This is a genomic window from Blastocatellia bacterium (assembly GCA_035275065.1).
Taxonomy (GTDB): Bacteria; Acidobacteriota; Blastocatellia; order UBA7656; family UBA7656; genus DATENM01.
The window spans coordinates 1-2807 of sequence record DATENM010000073.1 but is presented as its reverse complement, the minus strand read 5'-3'; the positions used below and the strand labels follow the sequence as shown (position 1 = coordinate 2807).

Below are 2807 nucleotides of genomic sequence, written 5' to 3'. Positions count from 1 at the left end.
TGCATATTCCACGGATGTCTGCCACCCAGTCCATGGGAAGGTTGCCACTCAGTCCACATGAAGCCTGCCACCCAATCCACGGGAAGGTTGCCACCTAATCCATGGGAAAGCTGCCACCCAGTCCACGTGAAGCCTGCCACGTGGACCACGGGAAGGTTGCCACCCACGCCAGGCGAAACCTGTCTCTCTCGGAGCGCAGCGACGCTGGGCGGTATAGTATTATTCGACTGATGCTCCTTTTGTCAACCGCGCTTGCCGTTTCCGCATGGATTCACCCTGCAAGGTGATCTTGTAGGCATTATGCACGAGGCGGTCGAGGATCGCATCGGCCAACGTCGGATCCCCCAGGGCCTCATGCCAGTGCTCGACCGGCAACTGACTGGTCACCAGGGTGGCCCGACGATCATGGCGGTCTTCGATGATCTCCAGCAAGTCGCGGCGGTTTTCATCACTGAGTGGGGCCAAAGCCCAATCATCCAAAATCAACAGATCGGTCTTGGCCAGGGTCGTCAGCACTTTCCCATAGCGCCCATCCCCTTTGGCCATCGGGAGCTCTTGGAGGAAGCGGGGGAGCCGGAGATAGAGGGCAGTCAAACCTTCCCGGCACACCTTATGGCCCAACGCACAGCTGAGCCAAGTTTTCCCAATCCCTGTTGGCCCGGTGAGCAAAACGTTGTGATGCTCTCGCACCCACTGGCACGTCGCGAGACGGGCCATCACGGCTTTGTCTAAGCCGCGAGGATGGCGATAGTCAATGTCTTCGATGCAGGCGGTCTGGCGCAGTTTCGCCTGCCGCAAGCGTGTGGTCAGCCGGCGGGTGTCGCGCTCCGTGAGCTCACGGTCGACTAAGAGCCCGAAGCGTTCTTCAAAGCTCAGCGCCGCGAGGTCCGTCATCTGGAGTTGCTCGACCAACGCCTGATACATCCCGGACAGTTTCAGGGTCTGGAGCTTGTCGAGAGTGGGATGGGTCAGCATCCTGGTTCTCCTTTGTCATCCTTATAGTATTGAGGGCCACGGATGTTCATGTGGGCAGAGCCAGCCGTGGCGTCTGGCTGGGGCGGCAATGGGCGATGATCCAGCCCATGTTTGAGGATCGATTCGAGACTTTTATACGAACAGGCTCCCAGGGCGAGGGCCCGCTGACACGCGGCTTCCAGGCGCTCGTCGCCATAGCTTTTGCCGAGCCGCATGATCCCTAAACAGGACCGGAACCCCTGTTGCGGATGCGGTCGTGAGGCCAGAATCGTTTCGATCACCTGCGCCGTCGCGGGGCCACTATGGGCCGCCCAGTGAATCAGCCGCTGGGGCGTCCATTCGGCATAGCGTTGGTGGGCGGTGGGCATATGTGCGGCGACGGTGGTGTGCCGGCCTTTGAGGGGAGAGCGCCGATGACTCGCGACGCGTTTACCCCGGTGGAAGAGTTCCACCACCTGGGCACTCAGGCGCACGTCGAGTTGCTGCCTGACCAGCATGTAAGGCACGGAGTAGTAATGGCCTTCGACTTCCACGTGGTAGTCAATATTGACCCGGGCATGTTTCCACTCCGCATATTCATAGGGGTAGACGGGGAGCGGGCGGAGGGCGGGACGGTCGAGTGTCTCAAACAGCTGCTGGCGGGAGCCGGGGAGTTTTTTGAAGGGACGGGCATTCAGGGCCAGCCGGAGGGGGGTGAGGGTGGTATTGACCTCCGCGAGGGAGAAAAAGGTGTGGTGCCGGAGTCGCGCCAGCAGCCAGCGCTCCACGACTTGGACGCCGACCTCCACCTTGGCCTTGTCGCGGGGTTTGGCGGCGCGGGCAGGGATAATGGCAAACCCATAATGCTGGGCGAGGGCTGCATAGGTGCGATTGATCTCGGGTTCATAGCGGTGGGCTCGGGGCACCGCCGCTTTGAGGTTATCGGGGACGACGATCTCGGGGACGCCGCCAAGGGCGGCAAAAGTCCGGACATGGGAGCCGATCCAGTCGGGGAGACCCTGGGTCCAGGTCGCCTCGACATAGGTGTAGTTTGAGGCACCCAGGACCGCCACGAAGATCGCCACTTCACGCACCTCGCCACTGTGCCCGTTGACCACCGGAATGCCCTGCCCGGCGTAATCGACAAAGAGCTTCTCCCCCGCGCGGTGGGGCTGGCGCATGACCAGATCGAGTTTCTGTGCCCAGGTTCGATACGTGTGACAAAACCAGCTGTACTGCAAGCCATCGGGCGTGGCCGCCTTATATTCCTGCCACAGCAAGAACAAGGTGACGCCCTTGCGTTTAAGTTCGCGGTGGACCATCGCCCAATCCGGCACCACGTGCGGCGCGGGGGTTCGAGCGGAGACCGTCGGAAACAGCAACCGTTCAAGCGCTTCTTCATCATAGGGGGCAGGCAAGGGCCACGATAACCCCGCCGCCTGGGCCCGACGGACATACTCAGCGACCGTCGGCCGACTAATGCCGAGGCTATGAGCGATCTTCCGATCACTGAGCCCTTGCTCCCACTTCAGCCGCAACACCTCGTGGACTTGACGCATGGCTAACCTCTGTGCAGGCATCTGCTCCTCCCTCACGATGTGAGAAAAGAGGCAGGATACCGATAGGGTTTGCCCGGCGTCGCTCGGCGGCTGTCCTTACGACAGGTGTGGCAGCCTTCGTGTGGAATCGGTGGCAACTTTGCCGTGGAATCAGCGGCAGCTTTGCCGTGGAATCGGTGGCAGACTTGGCATGGAATCAGTGGCAGCTTTGCCGTGGAACGGGTGGCAGCCTTCGCGTGGAATCAGTGGCAGGATTCCCCTGGAATCGGTGGCAGCTTTCGCGTGGAATACGCA

General features: G+C 61.2%; 2 protein-coding genes. Both read right to left on the bottom strand.

Features of this window, described 5'->3' with window-relative positions; all coding sequences use genetic code 11:
* Nucleotides 1–219: 219 nt before the first annotated feature.
* Nucleotides 220–975, bottom strand: a complete 756-nt coding sequence (istB, locus tag VJ464_17405; protein HKQ06910.1) for an IS21-like element helper ATPase IstB — start codon at nt 973–975, stop codon at nt 220–222.
* Nucleotides 969–2513, bottom strand: a complete 1545-nt coding sequence (istA, locus tag VJ464_17400; GenBank protein HKQ06909.1) for an IS21 family transposase — start codon at nt 2511–2513, stop codon at nt 969–971. The genes istB and istA overlap by 7 nt, the downstream gene beginning before the upstream one ends.
* Nucleotides 2514–2807: the final 294 nt, after the last annotated feature.